The 22,587-nt window shown below is 64.3% G+C and carries 14 protein-coding genes and 2 tRNA genes; 10 read left to right on the forward strand and 6 right to left on the reverse strand.

The window, feature by feature from the left end; genetic code table 11:
- Positions 1-22: 22 nt before the first annotated feature.
- From ACSVIE_RS18550 to ACSVIE_RS18565, 4 genes are all read right to left on the reverse strand, one after another.
- Complete coding sequence (locus tag ACSVIE_RS18550; protein WP_426003394.1) at positions 23-760, reverse strand: amino acid ABC transporter ATP-binding protein; 738 nt, start codon at positions 758-760, stop codon at positions 23-25.
- Entirely contained in the window at positions 757-1,521 is a 765-nt protein-coding gene (locus ACSVIE_RS18555; protein ID WP_426003392.1) for an amino acid ABC transporter permease, read from the reverse strand. The genes ACSVIE_RS18550 and ACSVIE_RS18555 overlap by 4 nt, the downstream gene beginning before the upstream one ends.
- A 12-nt stretch (positions 1,522-1,533) precedes the next feature.
- Positions 1,534-2,484 (reverse strand): ABC transporter substrate-binding protein, encoded by a 951-nt coding sequence (locus ACSVIE_RS18560; RefSeq protein WP_442424785.1) that lies wholly within the window; start codon positions 2,482-2,484, stop codon positions 1,534-1,536.
- Positions 2,485-2,801: 317 nt separating this feature from the next.
- The gene (locus ACSVIE_RS18565) at positions 2,802-3,512 is read right to left on the reverse strand and encodes a 3'-5' exonuclease (protein WP_442424786.1); all 711 of its coding nucleotides are present in this window, start codon (positions 3,510-3,512) and stop codon (positions 2,802-2,804) included.
- A gap of 65 nt (positions 3,513-3,577) precedes the next feature.
- Here ACSVIE_RS18565 and ACSVIE_RS18570 point away from each other — a divergent pair, with 65 nt between their 5' ends.
- Genes ACSVIE_RS18570 through ACSVIE_RS18580 form a run of 3 tightly spaced genes read left to right on the forward strand, consistent with a single transcriptional unit; the run spans position 3,578 to position 10,925 of the window.
- Entirely contained in the window at positions 3,578-3,994 is a 417-nt protein-coding gene (locus ACSVIE_RS18570; protein ID WP_442424787.1) for an MGMT family protein, read from the forward strand.
- Positions 3,991-7,395, forward strand: coding sequence for an ATP-dependent helicase (locus tag ACSVIE_RS18575; protein ID WP_442424788.1), 3,405 nt, complete (start codon positions 3,991-3,993; stop codon positions 7,393-7,395). Before ACSVIE_RS18570 ends, ACSVIE_RS18575 begins: the two co-directional genes overlap by 4 nt.
- Positions 7,392-10,925: an ATP-dependent helicase gene (locus ACSVIE_RS18580; protein WP_442424789.1), complete on the forward strand. Its 3,534-nt coding sequence runs from the start codon at positions 7,392-7,394 to the stop codon at positions 10,923-10,925. Before ACSVIE_RS18575 ends, ACSVIE_RS18580 begins: the two co-directional genes overlap by 4 nt.
- 18 nt (positions 10,926-10,943) lie before the next feature.
- On the opposite strand, the gene ACSVIE_RS18585 is transcribed toward ACSVIE_RS18580, so the two are convergent.
- On the reverse strand, positions 10,944-12,257 hold the full coding sequence (locus ACSVIE_RS18585) for a phosphotransferase (protein ID WP_442424790.1): 1,314 nt from the start codon (positions 12,255-12,257) through the stop codon (positions 10,944-10,946).
- 171 nt (positions 12,258-12,428) lie between these two features.
- Here ACSVIE_RS18585 and nudC point away from each other — a divergent pair, with 171 nt between their 5' ends.
- From nudC to ACSVIE_RS18600, 3 genes are read left to right on the forward strand one after another with little or no spacing between them, the layout of a single operon-like run.
- On the forward strand, positions 12,429-13,412 hold the full coding sequence (gene nudC / locus ACSVIE_RS18590; protein WP_442424791.1) for an NAD(+) diphosphatase: 984 nt from the start codon (positions 12,429-12,431) through the stop codon (positions 13,410-13,412).
- Positions 13,409-15,559, forward strand: a complete 2,151-nt coding sequence (locus ACSVIE_RS18595; RefSeq protein ID WP_442424792.1) for an ATP-dependent DNA helicase UvrD2 — start codon at positions 13,409-13,411, stop codon at positions 15,557-15,559. The genes nudC and ACSVIE_RS18595 overlap by 4 nt, the downstream gene beginning before the upstream one ends.
- Positions 15,559-16,176, forward strand: a complete 618-nt coding sequence (locus ACSVIE_RS18600; protein ID WP_426003379.1) for a YgjP-like metallopeptidase domain-containing protein — start codon at positions 15,559-15,561, stop codon at positions 16,174-16,176. The genes ACSVIE_RS18595 and ACSVIE_RS18600 overlap by 1 nt, the downstream gene beginning before the upstream one ends.
- Positions 16,177-16,207: 31 nt before the next feature.
- Here the strand turns inward: ACSVIE_RS18600 and ACSVIE_RS18605 are convergent, their stop codons facing one another.
- Positions 16,208-17,653 carry a zinc-dependent metalloprotease gene (locus ACSVIE_RS18605; RefSeq protein WP_442424793.1) on the reverse strand — a complete coding sequence of 482 codons (1,446 nt, stop codon included), beginning with the start codon at positions 17,651-17,653 and terminating at the stop codon, positions 16,208-16,210.
- A gap of 211 nt (positions 17,654-17,864) precedes the next feature.
- Between ACSVIE_RS18605 and ACSVIE_RS18610 the strand changes: the two genes are divergently transcribed.
- The 4 genes from ACSVIE_RS18610 (at position 17,865) to ACSVIE_RS18625 (ending at position 22,585) form a co-directional block, all read left to right on the forward strand.
- Positions 17,865-19,001, forward strand: coding sequence for a YlbL family protein (locus tag ACSVIE_RS18610; protein ID WP_442424794.1), 1,137 nt, complete (start codon positions 17,865-17,867; stop codon positions 18,999-19,001).
- 129 nt (positions 19,002-19,130) lie between these two features.
- Entirely contained in the window at positions 19,131-22,115 is a 2,985-nt protein-coding gene (locus ACSVIE_RS18615) for a UPF0182 family membrane protein (protein ID WP_442424795.1), read from the forward strand.
- A 132-nt stretch (positions 22,116-22,247) separates the two neighbouring features.
- Positions 22,248-22,321 (forward strand) — tRNA-Met (locus tag ACSVIE_RS18620).
- 190 nt (positions 22,322-22,511) lie between these two features.
- Positions 22,512-22,585: transfer RNA gene (locus ACSVIE_RS18625), tRNA-Met, on the forward strand.
- The last annotated feature ends 2 nt before the right edge of the window (positions 22,586-22,587 follow it).

Below are 22,587 nucleotides of genomic sequence, written 5' to 3' on the forward strand. Positions count from 1 at the left end.
TTCAGTGCTGGAGAACGTCCGGCTAGAGAACGTCCGAAAGGAATCCCTGAAGACGTTCCGTCTGCGGGTTGGTGAACAGTTGTTCGGGTGGTCCCGACTCAACAACCACCCCGGCATCCATGAACGTGACTTTGTCGGAAACGTTCCTGGAGAAGCCCATCTCGTGCGTCACCACCACCATGGTCATGCCGCCCCTGGCCAGGTCTGCCATGAGGGCAAGAACGCCCTTGACCAACTCCGGATCCAGTGCGGAGGTTGCCTCGTCAAAGAACATGACCTCCGGCTTCATGGCCAGGGCACGGGCAATGGCCACACGCTGCTGTTGACCGCCGGACAGGTTGGCCGGACGGGAATCGGCCTTGTGCTTCAGGCCCACGAGGTCCAACTGATCCAAGGCTTCCGCGCGGGCCTCATCCTTGGACATGCCGCGGAGCTTGCGCAAGGCCAGGGTGATGTTCTCCGCCACCGTTTTGTGCGGGAACAGGTTGAACTGCTGGAACACCATGCCGATCCGGCGGCGGAGCTCATCCGGATTGTCCTTCAGCACCGACCGGCCGTCCAGCAGGATGTCACCCTGGTCAGGTTCGATCAGGCGGTTCATCACGCGCAGCAGGGTGGACTTACCGGAACCGGAAGGACCGATAACCGAGGCCGTGGTGCCTTTTTCCACGTGCAGATCAATACCGCGCAGCACATGGTTGCTGCCAAAGGACAGGTGGATGTTCCTGGCTGTCAGCGTTCCGGATGCGAACTCGGTCATGCTTGGGCTCCCTTTCCTACGACCGCGGCGGCGTCGTCAGGCTCTTTCTTCTCGGGCCGGCCTGAACGGAGGCGTGCGTCGATCCAGTTGACGAAGTGGGTGAGCGGGATCGTCAGGACAAGGTAGAACACAGCTGCGGCCACATAGGGAGACAGGTTGCCCGTGTTGGCTGCAGCGTCCTTGCCGATCTGGAAGATCTCGCGTTCCGTCGCCAGGAGGCCCAGGAGGAACACCAGCGACGACTCCTTGATGAGCGCGATGAACTGGTTAACCAGCGCCGGCAGCACCCTTCGGACACCCTGGGGAACAACCACCAGGCGCATGGATGCGCCGTAGCCGAACCCCAGGGCCCGGGAGGCTTCCAGCTGGCCCTTGTCCACGCTCTGGATGCCGGACCGGAAAATTTCGCCGATGTAGGCACCCGACATCAGGGACAGCGCGGCAATGGCCATGGGATACGGGCTGGTGGAGCCCGTCAGTTCCCGGATGATCGGGCCGAAACCGAACCCGATCACCAGGATGGTCAGTACCGGGGGAAGGCCGCGGAGGATGTCCGTGTAAACACGGGCAATCCACCGCGCCACAGGGTTCCGGGAGATCCCCATCAGGGCGAGGGCCATGCCCAGCAGTGTCCCGATGATGCCCGAAATGACCGCGAGCACGATCGTGTTCGGCAGGCCCACGGCGAACATCTTGGGAATGACTTCGCCCATCGCCTCCCAGTCAAGGAAGGTGTCTGCGAGTTGCTTGAGGATATCCATGGAACCCCCGGATTACTTGGCCGGGAGCTGGACGGCCTTGCTGCCCGGCTTCCAGCCCTGCGGGGTCTGCTCGGCAGCGGTCGGACGGTCCTTGTACCACTCGCTGGTCAGCTTGGTCCACGTGCCGTCCGCGATGACGGCGTCCAGGCCGGCGTTCAGCGCGTCAATGAGGGCCTGGTTGTCCTTGTTCACGGCGTAGGCGGTGAAGTTCTGGGTGTTGACGACCTTTTCGGCGATCTTGGTGTTGTCGCCTTCCTTGACCTGGCCGTCGGCCTGCTGGGACGGAGCTACCCAGGCGTCGATCTGGCCGTTCTTCACGTTGCCGTAGACCGTGTTGTAGTCCGGGAAGCGGACCGGTTCGAGGCCCAGGGTGTTGGTGACGTAGTCGTCCTGCACGGTGCCCTGGACGACGCCGATGCGGACGCCCTCCTTGAGGTCGGCGAAGCCGGCGACCTTGGCGTCGGTCTTGGTGACCACTGCCATGTAGCCAAAGTCGTAGCCGTTGGTGAAGCCGACCGTCTTGCGGCGCGCGTCCGTGGTGGAGATCGAGGAAGATCCGACGTCGAACTGCTTGTTTGCAACCTGGGAGAGCAAAGCGGAGAAGTCGGTGGAAGCGAACTCGACCTTGAGGCCCAGCTTGTCGCCGATGGCGCGCAGGAGTTCGTTGTCGTAGCCGGTGAACTTGCCGGACGGATCGATGAAGATGTTCGGCGGGGCATCGGAGAGGGTTCCAACACGCAGCGTGCCGTCAGTGATCAGGCCAAGCTTGGACTTGTCGATCTGGTCCAGGGCGGTGACATCCGCGGTGGTGTACTTGTCCAGCGTCTGCTGGTCGCTGCCTGCAAGCGCGTCGGTGGGCGAGCTGCCGGGCTCCGGGCTTCCACCGCCGCACGCGGCCAGGGAGATAACCAGGGCTGCGGCTACCGGAGCGGCAGCAAGCCACTTGGGGGCTTTGAATTTCATGAAGAAATCACTTTCATCGAGGGTCACGTCAGACGTATGCGGTGGGCGGGGAAAACAGGGCAGCAAGCAAAGGCTTCAGCCGCCGTAGCAGACTTCGACCCGCCAAACTTAATTATGTCACCAGCGTTGCAGGCCGGGTCGAATCGAAGAAATGAGTGCTCAAACTCAATTTGATCGAATGTATGGACTCTGTTGTGGCCTCAGTGGCCGAGAGTGTTCCGCTTCCCGAGTCCAGTCATGAATCCCCACACGGCTCGGGGCCGCGCAGTAGATGCCGGAAAAGTTGTGACTTGCGTCGCAATAGGTAGTACTGGCGTCTAGAAACCGCCCCGGCTGGCGTCTTCCGGAGGCAGTACAGGCCATTCTCCCTCAATGACGGCAGTGGGCTTGCTTCGCCTCAGGTACTGCTGGAAGTCGGCTGCCTGCGTGGCTGCCCAGTCCACCTGCAATCCGTGCAGCGTGGAAGCCGGCATGTGGAGTTTGGGGAACTTGCCCGCCATGGCATCGAGGACACGCAGCGTTGCCAGGGCGTCCGCCGCAGACGTATGGGCGTTGTCCAGGGTTATCCCATACTCTTCGCAAAGTGCCGTGAGCGTGCGCTTGCCCTTGCGGTACCTGTCCACCTGCTTGTTCATGACGTATGGATCCAGGACCGGGAACCGGCTCAACTGGGGGACACCATGGCGTGCCGATTCGGCGGCAAGGACAGTGAAGTCGTAACTGGCGTTGAACGCGATGACTGGAGTGCCGTCGTCGAACAGGGCCTGAAGCACGCCCGCGACCTCGCGGGTGACCTCCGCCGCAGGCCGGCCTTCGGTCCGCGCTTTTTCCGTGGTGATGCCGTGGACTTCGCTGGCTTCGGCGGGAATCTCGACCCCGGGATCTGCCAGCCATTCATGCTCGCGGACGAGTTCACCGTGGGCGTCGACCACAGTGATGGAAGCCGTGACGATGCGTGCTGAGCGGGAATTCTTCCCCGTGGTTTCAAGGTCGAAAGCGGCGCGGGGGAGGGTGTTCCAGGAGCTCATGTTTTCAAGCTACCGGCTGGCCCCGACACTATGGGGCACGACACTCCTGCAGCTACGCTGAAGTCATGCGGATGGAATATGTGACGGCTGTCTTGGCCGTCGTGGATCTCGTTCCATCCGGTGCGGCCGTCTCCTATGGGGACGTCGCGGAGCTCCTGGGATCCGGCGGACCCCGGCAGGTCGGGTCGGTCATGAGCCACTACGGCAGTTCGGCAGCGTGGTGGCGCGTCCTCAAAGCCAGCGGTGAAGCGCCGCCCGGGCATGAAGCCGAGGCGCTGCGGCATTACCTGCAGGAATCAACGCCCCTGCATGGCGCCTACGAGGCATTCCAGCGGACGGGCGAGGGGCGTTGGCGGGTGGACCTCGCCGCAGCCCGATGGGCTCCCACTGAGGCGGATTTCGACCGGTTGGATGTGATCTCGGACCACTTGGAGCGTCAGCTCCATGTTTTGTCGGTGCCCGATGATGAAATGACTGTGTGACCGCAACAGCAGCAAGAATCCGCCAGGCATCTGCAGCCCTCCGCCTGCTTCCGCCACGCGAAACCCACTACGCGGCGCCCCGGCTCTCGCAGGACCAGCTCGCCGTCGTGTCGGCCGTACAGGGGAGCGGGCCGCTCCTTGTGCCTGGCGCTCCCGGCACCGGAAAGTCCACGGTCCTCGTCGAATCCGCAGTCAGGCGGGTCCGCGAGGACGGAGTCGACCCCGAGCGGATCCTGATCCTGGCTCCCGGCAGGCATGCCGCTGCGGCGCTGCGGGATACTTTCACGGGGCGGCTGGACAGAAGCTTAAGTACGACGCCGGCCCGCACCTGGGCGTCGTACGCTTTCGATCTCATCAGGCGGGCCAAAGCGGAAGGCATCCTGCCGCTGCCGCGGCCCCCGAAGCTCCTCTCCGGCCCGGAACAGGACCTCATCATCAAGGAGTTGCTGGAGGGCCACGCCCGTCCGGGAGCCGGTCTTCCGTGGCCCGAGGACTTTTCGGCGGCGCTGTCCACCCGTGGATTCAGGCACGAAATCCGTCTCCTGTTCGACCGCATCATCGAGTCCGGGCGGACCGCGGAAGACCTGGCCGCCCTGGCCCGTGAGTGCGGACGCCCGGACTGGGTGGCCGCTGCCCGGCTCTACACGGAGTACAGGGACGTCCTGGACCTGCGGATGCCGGAGGCCTTCGACCCCGCGGGCATTATCACGGCCGCCCGGCAGATTTTCCAGGAGGCTCCGGGTTTCCTCGCGGCCGAGCGCGAGCGGCTCCAGCTGATCCTGGTCGATGATGCCCAGGAGTCCAACCCGGCGGTGTTTGAACTCCTGGCGGACATTGCAGAGGCCAAGGATGCGATCGTGACGTATTCGCCGGACACTGTGGTGCAGGGCTTCCGCGGAGCCCGCCCGGACCTCGTTTCCGAGCTCCCCGTTTTGCTGGGCGGGGTCAACGGCCGCGTCACGGAGGTTCCGCTGAGCTTCACGCACCGGCACTTGCCCGGCATTGCTGACGCTTGGATCCGTGTTGCGGCCCGCATCTCGCAGCGTTCGGGCGGGCAGCTTGCCCGCCGCCTGGATCAGCCTGGGCCGGAAGCCCGTCCGGGCCCCGGAGTGCAGCCCGGAGGAGAGGGACGGCAGGAACCGGGAAAGATTGCGCCCCCTGGTGCCGGAGAGCCCTCCAGGGATGGGCAGGTCGAAGGCCACGTGCTGCCAACGGCTGTCCACGAGATGCGCTACATCGCCCAGCGGATCCTGGAGGCGCAGCTGCGGGATGGCCGCACCCTGGGAGACATTGCCGTGATTGTCCGCAACGGTGGAATGATTTCGCGGTTGCAGCGTTACCTGAGCGGCCAGGGTATTCCGGTCAGGGTCCCGGTGGCTGATGCCGCTGTGCGGGACGAGGTCGCCGTCCGTCCTTTGCTCCAGGTTTTCGAAGTGGTCCTGGACCAGGAGAAGCTCACCCCGGAGGCAGCGGTTTCATTGCTGACCTCCCGGATCGGTGGGGCTTCCGCCATCGAGCTGCGCCGCCTCCGCCAGTCCCTCCGGAGGGAAGAACTGCTGGGTGGGGGTGGGCGGTCCAGCGACGCGCTGCTGGTGGAAGCGCTTCTCCACCCCGGGGCATTGGCCACAGTAGGAATTGAAGGCAGCTCCGCGCGTCGTCTCTCGCGCATGATCGCCGCAGGCACCGCTGCCGTGGCCAAACCGGGCGCCAACGCCGAGTCGGTGCTGTGGGCGCTGTGGGACGCGACGGGACTCTCCTCACGCTGGGCGGAAGCTGCCGTGGATGGCGGGAACGCCGGGGCGCGTGCTGACCGGGATCTCGATGCCATGATGGCCCTGTTCCATACGGCTGAGCGTTTTGTGGACCAGTTGCCGGGGTCCGGCCCGGAACAATTCCTGGACTACCTGTTGAACCAGGAACTGCCCATGGACACCCTGGCTGCCCGCGCGCAGCTGGAGGAATGCGTCGAGCTCATGACGCCCGCCAGTGCTGCCGGCAGGGAATGGCCCGTGGTGATCGTCGCCGGCCTGCAGGAAGGTGTCTGGCCCAACACCCGGCTGCGGGGGGAGCTCCTTGGCAGCACCTTGTTCGCAGATGCCGTGGAACACGGAGTCGATGACGCGCTGGGGCGGGGGCCTCTGAGTCTGTTGCGTGACATCCGCTATGACGAACTCAGGAGCTTCTCCACGGCGGTCTCGCGCGCCCGTGAAGTCCTGGTCTGCACGGCCGTCTCATCCGAGGATGAGCAGCCGTCGGCCTTTCTGGACTATGTCGCCCCCCTCGCTGCCGGAGCCATCAGGCGTGAGTACACGCCAGTGGACAGGCCCATGACGCTCCGCGCACTGGTGGCCGAACTCCGGCAGCACGTGCAGGAGGAAGACCCGCAGTCCGGACGGCCTACAGATGCTGCGCTCGAGGCAGCACGTATCCTGGCACGTCTGGCACAAGCCGGGCCCCCCGTCCCGGGGGCCCATCCGGATACGTGGTGGGGCCTTGCACCGCTCAGTTCCACGGAACCGGTGATTCCCGCGGGAGGCGTGGTTCCGGTTTCGCCCTCCAAGGTCGAAGCCGTCCATAAGTCACCGCTCGACTGGTTCGTTCAGGCTGCCGGAGGTGAGGCTGCAACGGACTTCGCCCGAAGCCTGGGAACCTTGGTGCACGGCATCGCGCAGGAAATGCCGGAGGCATCGGGGGCAGAGTATGTCGCTGAGCTGGCCCGGCGGTGGCCTTCCCTGGGCATGAAGGACAATTGGGAAGGAAAACTCGACTTCCAACGTGCCGAACAAATGGTCCGCAAGTTGGCCCGGTACGTCCTGATCATGCGAAGCGAAGGCCGTAGCCTGCTGGCTGTGGAACACGACTTCCAAGTGGACTTACCGGACGTTGAGTTGCCTCCTGCAGGGGAGCACACAGGCGTTACGAGCCGCCGTGCCGTCCTTCGCGGCCAGGTGGACCGCCTGGAAATTGACGCCGAGGGGCGTTTGGTGATCGTCGATCTCAAAACAGGGAAAAGCCAGCCGGGTAAAGCCGAGATGGAACGGCATCCGCAATTGGGGGCCTACCAGGCCGCAGTGCTTGAGGGAGCTTTCGAGGACGCCGTCGTTACGGATACACAAGCGCCCGGCGCCGGCCCCACAGCCGGTGGTTCCGGGCGTTCACCTGGTGGCGCTGTCCTTGCCCAGCTCGGCACCAAGGCCAAGAGCCCGGCGGTCCAGCAGCAGGACCCGCTGGATGGGAAGGACAATTGGGCGGCGGAACTGGTCAACCAAGCGGCCGTCTTGATGGCCGGTGCGGCGTTCGAGGCGCGGCACGACCCCGCTAAGGGCGGACACGGGGGGCATGGGTGCCGCCTGCCTGATGTGTGTCCGCTGTGTGCAAGAGGAAAGCAGGTTACGGAATGACGATCGATCTCCTGGAGGGAGCAGACCTCAACGGAGCTTTGGCACCGGAACCCGGACCAGACCTGCCGAAACCCCGGTTCTCCCCGGCAGAACTGGCCGCGATCCTTGGTGAAAAGAACAGTCCCACCGACGAGCAATCGGGCATCATCGCTTCTCCGCTCACACCGCGCCTGGTCATCGCCGGTGCCGGTTCCGGCAAGACAGCCACCATGGCGGACCGTGTGGTGTGGCTCGTGGCCAATGGATGGGTCCGTCCCGAGGAAGTCCTGGGCGTGACCTTCACTCGCAAGGCCGCGGGGGAACTCGCTACCCGTATCAGGTCCAAGCTCGCCACGCTCCAGCGAATCGCCGCTGAAGATGATGGATCCATCGGATTCCCGGAGGGAATTTCAAGTGCCACGGACCTTGAGCCCAAAGTATCCACCTACCATTCCTACGCCAGCGGCATCGTCGCCGATTATGGTTTGCGTCTCGGGGTGGAAAAGGATGTCGTCCTGTTGGGTCAGGCCCAGTCCTGGCAACTGGCCAGCGAGGTAGTTGAAGCCTACGACGGCGATTTCGAACATTTCCGTGCCGCCAAGTCCACCTTGGTCAATGCGGTCATTCAACTCGCCGGAGAATGCGCCGAACATTTGCAGGATCCCGGCGCGGTCCGGGATTGGGTGCTGGACCGCGTTGCCACCTTCGAACAGTTGCCGTATCTCGCCACCGCCAAGAAGAACCCTACGCAGGGTGCACTTGATCTCGCGGGCTTGCTGCGGACACGTGCCAGCGTCGCCGACATGGTGGTTCGCTACCAGCAGGCCAAACGCCAGCGTGGCGTCCTGGATTTCGGTGACCTCGTGGCCCTGGCCGCCCGTATTGCCAGTGAGATCCCTGTTGCGGCCGCAGCCGAACGCGCGCGCTACAAAGTGGTGCTCCTGGACGAGTTCCAGGACACGTCCCACGCCCAATTGGTGCTGTTCTCGCGGCTTTTCGGCCAGGGCCATGCCGTGACAGCGGTGGGGGATCCCAACCAGTCCATCTATGGGTTCCGGGGTGCTTCCGCCGGCCAGCTCTTCCATTTCGTGCAGGAGTTTCCGGTCAAGACTGCCGACCCCACCACGGGGACAGTGTCCTACGGCGTCGCTCCGACGTCCTATCTGACCACTGCATGGCGGAACGGGAGGAACATCCTGGCGGCAGCCAACACGATTGCTGCGCCTTTGAACCGGGCAGTCGCAACCACGTCGGGCCCGGGAAGTCCCGCCGGTTCAGGTCCTCATGGTGACGGGGTGCCAGCTCTCGTGCCCAGCCCTGCCGCAACGGACGGCGTGGTATCCATGGGTCGCTTTGTCACCGACGAAGACGAAGCCTCCGCCATAGCCCGGGATGTGCAGCGTTATCAACGAACCGTGTTCGAAGAGGAGAAGGACGGAACCCCGGTTAAGCCGACCCTGGCTGTGCTGTGCCGAAGGCGTGCCCAGATGGAAAGCCTCCGCCGCGAGTTCGAACTCCAGGGAATCGCCTACGAAATCGTGGGTTTGGGGGGACTCCTCGATACTCCGGAAGTCGTGGACCTGGTGGCAACACTGAGGGTCCTGGCCGACCCCGGACGTTCAGATTCCTTGATGCGGCTCCTTGCGGGTGCCCGCTGGAGGATCGGCCCGGCGGACCTGATGGCCTTTCATGATTGGTCCAGGTTCCTCGCGCGCAGGCGCGAAACCCACGCCGATGATTCCCCAGCCGACCAACCCGAGGACGCAGCAGTCGTGGTGGAGAGCGACATCACGGACGCGTCCAGCCTGGTAGAAGCCTTGGACTTCCTTCCCAAGCCGGGGTGGACGTCAGCGCAGGGCAGGACCCTGGGGCCGATCGCCCTGGCGCGGTTGCAGTCCTTGGCTGCCGAGCTTCGGACGCTGCGAACATTTGTCGGTGACGACCTCACGACGCTCCTCAATGAGGTCGAACGTTCCATGCTGCTGGACATTGAAGTCGCTGCCAAGCCGGGTGTCAGCATCCACCAGGCGCGCCGGAACCTGGATGCGTTCCAGGATGCGGCTGCCGGGTTCCTCCAGACGTCCCAACGGATCGATCTCCTGGCATTCCTGTCCTGGCTGGAAGCTGCAGCGTCCGAAGAAGGCGGGTTGGACGTGGCGCCGGCGGAGACCAACCGCGAAGCCGTCCAGTTGCTGACCGTCCATGCCTCCAAAGGCCTGGAATGGGATGTTGTCTTCGTGCCGGGGCTCAATGACGGCTCCTTTCCCAGCAACAGGGACTCCCGCTGGACCAGCGGGGCGGCCGCCTTGCCGTGGCCTCTCCGGGGTGACCGGGCTGATCTTCCCCAGTGGGACACTGACCAGCCGGACCAAAAGGGCTGGTTGGATGCGGAGAAGGTTTTCAAAGCCGATGTCCAGGCGCACGGTGAAGCCGAGGAGAGACGTCTTGCATATGTGGCCTACACCCGGGCCAAATTCGTGCTGTGGGTTTCCAGCGCGGCGTGGAACGGTTCACGTGCCGGCATCGCCGGGATGTCCCCGTTCCTCGCTGAACTGGCACCCCTGGCCGGTGTCGGGGAGACCGCGGAACGCCCGTCCGGGATGGCGGGATCAGCAGCTGTGGTGCATCCGCAGTCAGTCGCAGAGGACGTCCTCCCCGGCAGCAGCCCGCTAACCAGCGTCCTGGAAGTCGCGGAATTCCCCTACGACCCCTTGGAAGGCCCCATCGACCCACGGACCGGTCACCGCTTGAGGCTTGTTCCGGGCCGACGCGCCGCCATGGACCGTGCCGCTGGTCTGGTGAGGGAGTTCATGGAACAGCCCGGGAACGGTGCGGCATCAACAGATCTCCCGGGAATTGCGGGCAAGTGGTCCGCGGAAGCCGACTTGTTGCTTGACCGCCAGCGGGGACGGAACCTTGGCCAGGACGTACATCTGCCGAGCCATATCTCTGCCTCGCTCTTCGTGGACCTGGGCGCGGACCCGTCCGGCGTGCTCGCAAGGTTGCGCCGACCCGTTCCACGGGAGCCGGGGATGTCGGCGCGTCAAGGTACCGCGTTCCATGCCTGGGTGGAAGAGTATTTCGGCACCGCGGGAATGCTGGACCTTGACGAGGCCCCGGGCTCGGACGCCCATATTGATGAGGCCTATGGCCTCGACCAGATGGTGGCCGCGTTCAAACAGTCGGAGTGGGCCCACCGTGAACCCGCCTTTATCGAGGTTCCCGTCGAGACGAGGATCGGCGACGTCGTTGTCCGCGGCCGCATCGACGCCGTGTTCCAGGATGCGGACGGCCAGTGGCAATTGATCGACTGGAAGACGGGACGCCGCCCCACGGGCCAACAACTGGCCATCCGGTCAGTCCAGTTGGCTGTGTACAGGCTTGCATGGGCGAGGCTGAAAGGCGTGCCGCTGGAGGAAGTCAGCGCGGCGTTTTATTACGTCGCCGAGGACGCCGTGGTCCGGCCGCACGATCTTGGCACGGCGGAGGATCTCGAGCGGATCATCGTCGGCGCCCTCAGCAGGCAGCGTTCTGCGGAGACCGTTGGGTGAGTGACGCCTTGACCGTGGTCAGGGCACCGCTTTGACCACGGTCAATGCGGTGGTCGAGGTATCGTCAACCGCACTGGATGCCGGCGCCTGTTCCTGCTTTTCCTGCGTGGCGACCGGGCCGTCGTTCTCAACGCTCTGATCGCTGGTGCGTGCGTCGGACGCCGGCCCCGTGCGAGTGTCATGCGCCTCCCCGGGGGCGTCCTGGGCAGGCGGGACAGCGTCCGCGCGTGGTTCCGGCGCTGTTTGCACAGCGGGAGGTATGGACGAGACTGAAACCGGTGCGGCGCCGTCGGGCATGGCGCTGTCGGGGATGGCGGCGACGGTGACCGCAGCCGACTGCGGTGCAACCTGCGGCCCCCCGGTGGCGGCGGTTTCCGGGTCGGCGTCACCGGGGTGAGCTGCCTGGGCGTCCTGTTCCTCCTGGGCCTCGATGTCCTCAGCCAGCGTCTTGAGCATGGATTCGGCTTCCGCTGTCATGTCCTCATGCCCCACAGCCATGGCTTTGACCAGGTACTGCGCCAAAGCGAATTCCGCCAGGAGCGCAGCACGCCGAAGGAGGTGCGCGTCAGGGGATTCCCGACGTGCCTTGGCGTACTGGTGCAGGACAGCTTCCACGAACGCCGGCTCGTTCGACGCCACCAGCCAAGCGAAGTCGTCTGCAGGATCACCGATCCGGAGGTCGGTCCAGCCCGTGACGGCGGTCACGGCGTTGTGGTGGATCATCAGGTTGTCTTCATGAAGATCTCCATGAACCACCGAGGTGTTGAAGCGCCACAAGGCGACGTCTTCCAATGCGTGTTCCCACCGGCGCAGCAGCGACGCCGGGATCTTTCCGGTAGTGGCCGCCTGATCCAGCTCATTGAGTTTGCGCTGGCGGAACTCGTTGGCTGAGTAGCTGGGAAGGTCGGCGTTCGTGACCAGTGCCAAGGGAAGGTCATGGATCGCAGCCAGTGCTGTACCGACCTCCCGCGCCAAGGCAGGGCTTGCCGACGACAATTCCTCGATGGAAAGAGTGGAGCCTTGCAGGTGGGCGTAGACGAACGTCGTGAGGGCACCCTGGCGGACGGTGCCTGCGACCGTCGGTACGTGGAAAGGGAGTTCGGCCCTGATGGCAGGCGCAAAGGCGCGCAGGACCATGAGCTCTGTTTCCAGGCGCGTACTCGCCTCGGGATGCCGCGGGGAACGGACGCGCCAGCGCTTGCCTTCCGCGTCGAGCAGCAACGCTGAATCGAAGTCGGCGTCGTCGTCGGGGGAAAAGGCTGTAGCCGTCGGTGCCAGGCCGGGCACCGCCGCAGTTGCTACAGCGGCCAGTTCGAGCGGTGTTCTTCTCACGCTTCAACGGTAGATTGACTGGAGCGTCTGGCCATGATGCAGTGCGGCGAGTCTTCACATCCACCTGAAAACAAGGGCCCTTTCTACCTTTGCTGCGCCTGTCCCGGTGATGTCCACAACGCCCAGGCGGTCCAAATGTTTTTTGTCGGTGGGAATCAGTACGGTAGGTACATGAGTTATGCGGAGTCTCCGGCGCTTGCCAACCACCTGATGGATACTGTTCTTCCAGTTCGTCCTGCGCTGGTGGACCGCGGCTCAGTGGAACGCATGAAGCCCGGCATGGTCCAGCAGTTGGTGGATTCAGGCACGGCCAAAGCCATGGTGATTTCGCAGCGCAAAGCGTTGGTCACCCCGGACGGGCTGTGGTTCGGCGACGCTTCACCGTTGTGGGCGGCCCTGGAAGCATCCGGTACGGCTTCGGCCATCTATCTGGGCGCCACGCTGGGACAGTCGTCCCTGCCCCAGGGAACACCTGTATTGCTCTTTACTGTCGCGGATGCCCCGGAGCCGGGCACCCTCGGCATTCCCGCCAACGCGGAATGGTCGGGTTTCCGGGAGGTCGCCGGCAGCCTGGATCCCAGTGACACCGCACTGTTCATCGAGGCCAGTGCCATCTCGAACTGGCATGCCACCCACACCCACTGCCCCCAGTGCGGGGCGCCCACGGACATTGAAGCCGGTGGATGGGTACGTCGGTGCCCCAAGGACAACTCGGAGCATTACCCCCGCACTGATCCGGCCATCATCGTCACGGTCGTGGGGCCGGACGGCCGGGTTCTCCTGGGCGGAGGTGGCCCGGCGGACGCCCGGAATTACTCCACGTTCGCGGGTTTCGTGGAACCGGGGGAGTCCTTGGAACAGGCCGTGGTAAGGGAGATCGGCGAGGAAGTCGGGATCCGCGTCACTGCCTGCCAGTATCTGGGTTCCCAGTCGTGGCCGTTCCCGGCCTCCCTCATGCTGGGCTTCACTGCTGTCACTGAAGACTCTGTCGCGCGACCAGACGGTGTCGAAGTCACCCGCGCCCGCTGGTTCAGCCGCGAGGAACTCCAGAAGGCGGTGTTGGAGGGTGAGATCACCATTTCCACGCGTCTCTCCATCGCACGTTCCCTGATTGAGCATTGGTACGGCGGCGTTATCGAAGACCTTCAACCGTGACGCTGGGCATTTTCGACACCGCCGGTTCCTTGGAGGACAGGGTCCTCGGGGGACTGGACGAAGAACAGCGCGAAGTTGCAAGCACCCTGAGCGGTCCTTTGTGCGTTCTTGCCGGTGCGGGCACCGGCAAGACGCGTGCCATTACGCACCGCATTGCCTACGGGGTGCATTCCGGGGTTTATTCGCCCCAGCGCCTGCTGGCGGTTACCTTCACCGCACGGGCCGCGGCAGAGATGCGAAGCCGTCTGCGGGATCTCGGTGTAGCCAACGTCCAGGCCCGGACCTTCCATGCAGCGGCCCTGCGTCAGTTGCAGTTCTTCTGGCCGCAGGCCATCGGTGGTACGTTGCCCAGTCTCCTGGACCACAAGGCCACCATGATTGCCGAGGCTTCCCGCCGCCTGCGCCTCAGCACGGACCGGGCCTCCATCAGGGACCTCGCCGCGGAGATCGAGTGGGCCAAGGTCTCCATGCTCACCCCTGCAAACTACCTTGAAAACGCCAAGGGCCGGGGTTCGCCCGGCGGGTTCGATCTCACCACCGTCTCCCGGGTATTCCAGGCCTACGAGGATTTGAAAACGGACCGTAATGTCATCGACTTCGAGGACGTCCTGCTGATAACCGTGGGGATCCTTCAGGAGGACCCGAAAGTTGCAGCCACGGTGCGGGAACAGTACAGGCATTTCGTCGTCGACGAATACCAGGACGTTTCGCCACTGCAGCAGCGGCTCCTTGACCTGTGGCTGGGTGGCCGGGAAGAGCTGTGCGTCGTTGGGGATGCCAGCCAGACCATTTATTCCTTCACGGGAGCTTCGCCTGAACATCTCCTGAACTTCAAAGCCCGGTATCCAGGCGCCACCGTGGTCAAGCTCGTCCGTGACTACCGTTCAACCCCGCAGGTGGTCAAGCTGGCCAACGATCTCCTGGGCAACCGGCGCAGCGGTGGTCCTGCAGCCGACGCGGCGTGGGCTCCACCGCTCCGGCTTGTGGCCCAACGGCCTTCCGGTCCGGAGCCGCGCTTCATGGAATGCCCTGACGACGAAGGCGAAGCCGCTGTGGTGGCCGGCAGGATCCAGGAGTTGCTGGACGCCGGGGTAAAGGCCAGCGAAATTGCCATCCTTTTCCGCACGAACGGCCAGTCCGAAGCTTATGAGCAGGCGCTGGCGTCTGCGGGTATCGGTTACCAGCTCAGGGGCGGCGAGAGGTTCTTCGCCCGCAAAGAGGTCCGCGACGCCATTCTTCAGTTGCGTGCTGCTACCCGTGCGGTCGCCGAGGAAGGGCAGCAGTCCCTGGGGCAGGTCGTGCGGGACATCGTGTCGTCCCTGGGCTATACGGATTCAGCTCCACACAGCGGCGGGGCGCTTCGTGAGCGGTGGGAGTCCCTTGCAGCCTTGGTGGCGCTGGCCGACGAGCTGGCTGCCAGCCGCGGAGAGTCGTATGCCCTGGGTGACTTCGTCAATGAACTGCAGGAGCGTTCCGTGGCGCAGCATGCTCCGACCGTCCAGGGTGTCACCCTGGCCTCCCTTCATGCCGCCAAGGGCCTCGAGTGGGACGCCGTATTCCTTGTGGGCTTGAGCGAGGGCCTGATGCCCATTTCCTTCGCTGATTCACCGGAGGACGTGGACGAAGAACGTCGCCTGCTCTACGTGGGCATCACGCGCGCCAGGGAACATCTCACTCTGTCATGGTCCACGGCCCGGACCCCGGGAGGGAGGGCCAACCGCAAGCCGTCGCGCTTCCTGGAGGGGCTGCGCCCGGAAACCGCCGGCGCCGCGGGTGCCCGCAGCCGGACAACCACCCAGAAGCGGAAGGCAGCCGCGCCGGCCTCGTGCCGGGTTTGCGGGAGCATGCTGGCTACTGGCGCGGAGCGTAAGGTCGGCCGGTGCAACCAGTGTCCTCCCGGGTATGAGGAACAGACCTTTGAGGCGTTGCGGCAATGGCGCAGGACTGAGGCCCAGTCCGCGGACGTTCCGGCGTATGTTGTCTTTACGGATGCCACCTTGACGGCCATCGCCGAAGCCAGGCCTTCCTCGTTGGAAGAACTCTCCGCGTTGGCAGGGGTGGGCCCTTCAAAGCTTGAGCGCTATGGAGAGGCCGTGTTGGCGGTGCTGGCCGGGACTTCGCATCCCACGGAAGGTGAGGAGGCGTGATGATGCGCAGCCATTCCAGGGACGCCAACAACGCCGGGGTGCCTTTGACGACTGAAGAGGGCGCCCCTGTAGTGGTCCGGCGCTCTGCGCGGCGCAAGCGGACGGTGGCGGCTTTTTGGGAAGACGGAAATGCCGTGGTGGCCATTCCGGCGACCTTCAGCAAGGCCCAGGAACGTGAATGGGTCCGAAGAATGCTGGCCAAGCTGAAGAAGCAGGGGGAGCGTTCCGGGGCCAAGGGGAGGCGGCCGCCTGCCAACGATGAGGCCCTTGCCCGGCACGCCGGAACCCTTTCCCGGACCTATCTGGGCGGAAGGGCCGTGCCCACGTCCGTCCGCTGGGTCACCAACCAAAACTCGCGGTGGGGTTCGGCTACACCCGCCGACGGCACCATCCGGTTGTCCCACAAGCTGAAGGCCATGCCGCAATGGGTGATCGACTACGTTCTGCTCCATGAACTTGCGCATCTGTTGGTCGCTGGACACGATGCCTCGTTCTGGCGTCTTCTGGAGAGCTATCCGGAAACGGAGCGGGCCAAGGGCTTCCTGGAGGGCGTGGCCTTCGCCACCTCCCGGGGCTTGCCCGGGAACCCCGGGCCAGCGGCGGAAGAGCAGGACTGACGCCCGGCTGTCCTGCCGCCCGCCGCGCCCGTTACCTGACGGGCGGTTGGGGATCGCCGTCCCGGCCCTCTGCGTCGTCGTCCTTCGCTGCCTCACCGGGGGAGCTGTCCCCTTCGTCGGCGTCGGCCGGAGCGTCGTAGCCGCCACTGAGCAGCTTCTGCAGGGCGTCGTCCACTTCGCTGTCGCTGGCCTCCGCCAACTTCCGGCGCGATGAGAAGCCCTGGGGATCGTCCAGGTCCTCGCCCGTCGGCAGGAGATCCGGGTGATGCCAGATGGCGTCACGGCCTGCTATCCCGCGTTCCTCCTTGAGGGTGGCCCACAGGGTGGCAGCTTCCCGGAGTCGGCGGGGACGCAGTTCCAGCCCCACAAGTGACGAGAACGCGTGCTCGGCGGGACCGCCCGTAGCGCGGCGCCGGCGGACAGTTTCCCGCAGTGCGGTGGCCGAGGGAAGTACGTTGGCCGTGGCTTCGGCCGTCAGCTCATCCACCCAGCCCTCCACCAACGCCAGTGCAGTTTCGAGTTTCTCCAGCGCAGCCGTTTGGACGGGGGTCCGCCCCGGCGTGAAGACGCCTTGGGAGAGGGCTTCCTGGATGCCTTCGGGGTTGCTGGGATCCAGGTCGCGGGCGAGGTCTTCTATGCGCGACATGTCGATGTGGATGCCCCGGGCGTAGGCTTCGATGGCGCCAAGCAGGTGGCCGCGGAGCCACGGCACCTGAACGAACAACCGGGCATGCGCGGCCTCCCTGACCGCGAGGAACAGCCTGACATCGTTTTCCGGAAGGCTCAGGCCTTCACCGAATTTGGCCACATTGGCCGGCAGCAGGGCCATTTCCAGATCTGCCAGCGGCACGCCAATGTCCGTGGAGCTGACCACTTCCGCGGACAGGGCACCGATTGCCTGGCCCAACTGCATCCCGAAGATTGCACCGCCCATGTTCTGCAGCATGGAGGAGGCACCGCCCATCATGGACTTCATCTCCTCCGGCATCTGCTGGGTCAGCGCATTGGACAGCGCGTTCGCGATGCTGTTGGCCACCGGTTCGGTCAGCCGCTTCCAGGTTCCGAGCGTGGCCTCCACCCATTCCGCGCGCGACCACGCGTGGCCAATCAACCCTGTTGCCGGGAGGTCGGTGACGGGGTCGAGCCACAGCTCAGCCAAACGGAGGGCTTCGTCTACCCCGCGGGACTGCTGGGTGTTCACGGACGGATCACCGCCCGCAGCTGCCACACGTCGGGCGTTGTCGTGGGCCAGTTTCCAGTTCACGGGCCCCTCGGAGGTGGAGCTCATCATCGCCTGGACCTGGGCGAACATCTGCTGCAGCAGCTGGGGATCGTTGGGCAGCCCGGCTGCCTTGGCCAGTTCAGCGGGGTCGATGTTGCCCATCCCCTGGCCACCCATCAGGTTTTGCAGCATTTCTGCCAGCGGATCCTTGGGTGCGTCGTCGTCGTTGGACGGATTGTTGGGGTTGGAAGTCATGGTGCCGCCGATCGTCGAACCTACCTGGTGATCACTTTCACCGTACCCCGAGGGGCAGGGGCTGTCTGCCTGTTCGCGGCGTAGTTCGCTGTAGGCAAAGCAGCCCGGCAACCCGGGACCGCGTAGTGTGGATGTTTGGTATATATCGCCGCCGCTTCGCGCTGGCGGACCCAATGTGCCGCGCACGAACCACCGGCAAGAGAGGCCCTCAATGCTTACTTCGCCCAGCCCTGGGGGCTCGGTTGACCCGCGTCAAATGCCCGACGCCGATCCCTCCTCCGTGCCTGCGGAGCCTTCCGGTGGAAGCCGCTACATGCTGATGGTGGTGTCGGGGCTGCTGGCCTTGGGGCTGGGCCTGGGGGCGGCAGCGCTGCCCGTGCCCTATGTTGTCGAATCGGCCGGTCCGACCTTCAACACCCTCGGGCAGGACGGCGACAAGCCTGTCATCAGCATTTCCGGCCGGGAGTCCTTTCCGGCCCAGGGCAACCTGGACCTGACGACCGTCGTCATGACCGGTGGCCCCAAATCTCCGGCAACAATCTTCGACGTCTTTGGCGGATGGGTGGACCCCTCCAAAGCCGTCTACCCGGAGGAACTGATCTACCCCAAGGGCACCACGGCCGAGGAAACCGTCAAACAGAGCGAAGTGGCCATGGAGTCCTCCCAGGAGAACGCCGTCGCCGCCGCGCTCAGGGAGCTGGACATCCCCTTTGAGCAGAAGCTCACTGTCGCGGGACTTTCGGAGGAGTCCCCGTCGGAAGGCAAAATCCAGGAAGGCGATGTCCTCACTTCCATCAACGGTAAACCGGTGTCGTCCATGGCGGTGATCCAGGAGGAGCTGTCCGCCGGGGCAGGCGCTGCCGCGGCCGTCGTCGTGGACCGCAACGGAAGCTCCGTGACGGAGTCGGTGACTCCCGTGAAGAACCAGGCCGGCAGGTACGTCCTGGGTGTCCTTCTGGCCAGCGACTTCACCTTCCCCTTTGATGTGAAGATTTCCCTTGAGAATGTTGGCGGGCCCAGTGCCGGCATGATGTTCGCGCTGGGCATCGTGGACAACCTGGAACCGGGGGACCTCACCGGCGGTAAGCATGTGGCCGGCACTGGCACCATTTCCGCCGACGGGGCCGTGGGGCCAATCGGCGGCATTGCCCAGAAGATGATCGGGGCGCGGCAGCATGGCGCCACCATGTTCCTTGCGCCGGCGGCAAACTGCGCGGATGTCGTGGGACATGTGCCGGACGGTTTGCAGGTAGTCAAGGTAGAGACTCTTGCCGATGCCCGGGCCTCAGTGGAACGCCTTGGTAACGGCCAGGACACCAAAGGCCTTCCCACCTGCACGAACAATTAGACTGGCGGTGGAACTTAGCTCCACTGCCACTCGTGGCATATATGACAGCTCCCGCCACCCCAGTGTCGGGAATTGTCACATCACACGCATACCGACTGTTAACTGACGACCACCAATGAGGTACAGAGTTTGTCCCGTCCCGCCAGCTCCAGCCCGCCCGGAAGATCGCCGCTGAGACGAGGTGCCCTGACTCCGACGCTCATTGTCGTCGCAGTGGTGGTCGTCGGCTTCATTTTCTTCGCCAATGTGTGGACAGATGTCCTGTGGTACCAGCAGCTTGGCTTCTTTGAGGTCTACCTGCGTGAGAACCTCGCCCGGATCCTGACCTTCCTGGTCGGGTTCGCCATGATGTTCGCTGCTGTCTTTTTTGCCATCAGGATCGCCTACCGCTCGCGGCCCGTCTACGCCCCCGACGCCGAGTCACGGGACAACCTGAACCGCTACCAGGCGCAGCTTGAGCCTGTTCGCCGCGTGGTGATGATCGGCCTGCCGATCCTGTTCGGCCTGTTCGGCGGCAGCGCTGCGGCCAGCCAGTGGCAGAAAGTACTGCTGTTCTTCAACCAGGAGCCGTTTGGACAGAGTGATCCTCTGTTCAACCTGGACATCAGCTTCTACCTCATGTCCCTGCCCTTTCTGGGGTTCGTCACCGGTTTCCTGATCAGCATCGCTGTCGTGGCCGGCATTGCGGGCATCCTCACGCACTACCTGTACGGCAGCATCCGGCTCATGGAGCGCGGGATCTTCACAAGCCGCGCCGCCCAGATCCACATCGCCGTGACCGGCGCGTTCTTCCTGCTTCTGCTGGGTGTGAACTTCTGGCTCGACCGGTACACCACGGTGCAGAGCTCGGCCGGACGCTGGGCGGGTGCCTTGTACACGGACGTCAACGCGGTGGTTCCCACCAAGGCCATCCTGGCCGTGGCAGCGGGCCTGGTCGCGATCCTGTTCATTGTGGCCGCTGTGATCGCCCGCTGGCGCTTGCCCGTCATCGGCACGGCGATGCTCATCATCACTGCCATCCTGGCCGGCGGCGTCTACCCCTGGGTGATCCAGCAGTTCCAGGTACGCCCGTCGGAGAACACCCTGGAAAGGGAGTTCATCAACCGCAACATCACCATGACCCGTGCTGCTTACGGGTTGGACAAGATCGAGGTGTCCGCGTACAACGCCACCACCACGGCCACAAGCGGTGCCCTGGCCGATGATGCGCAGACGGCAGCAAACATCCGCCTGTTGGATCCGAACCTTATTTCCTCGGCGTTCTCGCAGCTGGAACAGTACCGTCCGTACTACCAGTTCCCGCAGACGCTGAACGTGGACCGCTACACGGTTGACGGCAAGGTCCAGGACACCGTGATCGCGGTTCGGGAGCTGAATCCGGATGGACTTAGCGCCAGCCAGCAGACCTGGGTCAACCGGCACATCGTGTACACCCACGGCTATGGCGTGGTTGCCGCCAAGGGCAACAAGTTCACCGCGGACGGCAAGCCGGAGTTCCTCCAGTCCGGCATTCCCACCAACGGTGTCCTCGGCAACGACACCACCTACCAGCCCCGTATCTACTTCGGCGAGAACTCGCCGGAATACTCCATTGTGGGTGCTCCGGACGGCGCCCCCAACCGGGAACAGGACCGTCCCGCCGGGCGTGAAGGCAGTGGCGAAACGCAGTACACCTTCACCGGCAACGGCGGGCCCAACGTCGGCAACTGGTTGAACCGCATTCTGTACTCCATCAAGTTCCAGTCCTCGGACCTCTTGCTGTCGGACGGCGTAAATGTGGAGTCGCAGATTCTGTATGACCGGAATCCGCGCGAACGCGTCGAGAAACTTGCCCCTTACCTGACCGTTGACGGCAACGCCTACCCGGCCGTGGTGGATGGCCGGGTGAAGTGGATCGTGGATGGTTACACCACCAGCCAGTACTTCCCGTACTCCCAGCCCCAGCAGCTGCAGAACGCCACTGTCGATTCCCAGACAAGCGCCGGCCGGACCGTTGCCTTGCCCAACAGCTCGGTCAACTACATCCGGAACTCGGTCAAGGCCACTGTCGACGCCTACGACGGATCGGTCACTTTGTACGCCTGGGATGACCAGGACCCGCTGCTGAAGGCCTGGCAGAAGGTCTTCCCGACTGTCATCAAGCCGTACTCCGATATGTCGGGCGACCTCATGAGCCACGTCCGTTACCCGGAGGACCTGTTCAAGGTCCAGCGTGAACTCCTGGGCCGCTACCACGTGACGGACCCGGACAGCTTCTACCAGAACAACGATGCTTGGAGCGTTCCGAACGACCCAACGGTCTCCGAAGCCGTCAAGCAGCCGCCGTTCTACATGTCCCTGCAGATGCCGGACCAGGAGAAGCCTGCCTTCCAGCTGACCTCCTCCTTCATTCCGCAGACGGTCAATGGCAATGCGCGTAACGTCTTGTACGGGTTCCTGGCCGCGGACTCCGACGCGGGCAACGTCAAGGGCGAGAAAGCGGACAGTTACGGCAAGCTGCGGCTTCTGCAACTGCCCACTGACACCCAGGTCCCCGGGCCGGGCCAGGCCCAGAACAAGTTCAACTCCGACCCCACGGTGTCGCAGGCACTCAACCTGCTTCGCCAAGGCGCCTCGGACGTGCTGAACGGCAACCTGTTGACCCTCCCTGTGGGTGGTGGCCTGCTGTACGTCCAGCCTGTCTACCTCAAGTCCACGGGTGAGACGTCCTACCCGACCCTCCAACGCGTCCTGGTGGCCTTTGGCGACAAGATCGGCTTTGCTGCCACCCTCGATGAGGCCCTGAACCAGTTGTTTGGCGGTAACTCCGGAGCGGAGGCAGGTGACTCTGAGAACAACGGCCAAACACCGGCTACGCCGCCCGGCACCACGACTCCGCCGGCCGGACCCGTTGATGCGAAGGCAGAACTCAAGGCCGCCCTGGATGAAGCCAACCAGGCGATCCGGGACGGACAGGCCGCCTTGGCCAAGGGTGATTTCGCAGGTTACGGCCAGCAGCAGACCAGGCTGTCCGAAGCCTTGCAGAAGGCTTTGGACGCAGAAGCCAAGCTTGGTGTGACTTCTGCTCCAGCGGCGACGCCGAGTGCCACGCCGTCGCCTACCCCCAGCAGCTAGGGGATAGCCGGGGTTCACCTTGGAAGGCCGGTATCCGTGAGACTGCGGATGCCGGCCTTCCTGTGTGGAGACGCAGATCACTGCCCCTCGATTTGGTCCGCAGTTCACCGGACGGTAATGTTGTTCTTGCGACGCGGGGTGGAGCAGTTCGGTAGCTCGCTGGGCTCATAACCCAGAGGTCACAGGTTCAAATCCTGTCCCCGCAACTGGGAAAAGACCCGGATCAGAAAAACTGGTCCGGGTCTTTTGTTGTTCGTGCCTGTTTCTGCCTGCCGCATGCAACCTCACTGATTTGCGGAGATGCCAATCGGGCCACCTTCGCCAATGTGATCTCCGGCACCAAGCACCCCGAATGGCAAAAAGCGCCTTTCACATGGGGTATTGTTGATCAAGCAACGCGGGGTGGAGCAGTTCGGTAGCTCGCTGGGCTCATAACCCAGAGGTCACAGGTTCAAATCCTGTCCCCGCAACT

This window comes from Paenarthrobacter sp. NCHU4564, assembly GCF_052156435.1.
In the GTDB taxonomy this organism is placed as follows: Bacteria; Actinomycetota; Actinomycetes; order Actinomycetales; family Micrococcaceae; genus Arthrobacter.